Annotated in this window: 1 protein-coding gene; it reads left to right on the top strand. The window is 64.5% G+C overall.

Annotated elements, in window-relative coordinates; genetic code table 11:
* Window positions 1-114: 114 nt before the first annotated feature.
* Window positions 115-484: ATP-dependent Clp protease proteolytic subunit (locus DMB66_RS60680; protein ID WP_199753348.1), on the top strand; the 370-nt coding region annotated here is incomplete at its 3' end.

The following is a 484-nucleotide window of genomic DNA, read 5'->3' as shown; positions in this document are numbered from 1 at the left end:
CGAACACCTGCCCGAGCGGGAAGCTGATGCGCATGCGACCGGTTAGGTTGGTCGTACGACGGACAACCTGCCGGCCGGATCCTCGGCCGACACAGTCAGCTGTGAAGGGCTGCCATGACCGATCTGCACATCCCTGGGAGTCCCACCCTGCGTGGTGGTGACTCCATCAGTGGCAACCTCGACGACTCGGTCTACAACCGCCTGCTGCGGGAGCGGATCATCTTCCTCGGCAGCGAAGTGACCGACCAGGTTGCCAATCGCATCTGCGCGCAGTTGCTCCTGCTCTCCGCGGAAGACCCGGACCGCGACATCAACCTGTGGATCAACTCGCCGGGTGGTTCCGTCTACTCCGGCATGGCGATCTACGACACGATGCAGTTCATCGACAACGACGTCTCCACCGTGGCCATGGGCATGGCCGCGTCGATGGGGCAGTTGCTGCTCTGCGCCGGCACGGCGGGCAAGCGCTATGCGCTGCCGCACG

This window comes from Actinoplanes sp. ATCC 53533 (assembly GCF_003947245.1).
Note: the sequence above shows the minus strand (reverse complement) of the source record. Positions and strands in the feature narration are given on the sequence as shown.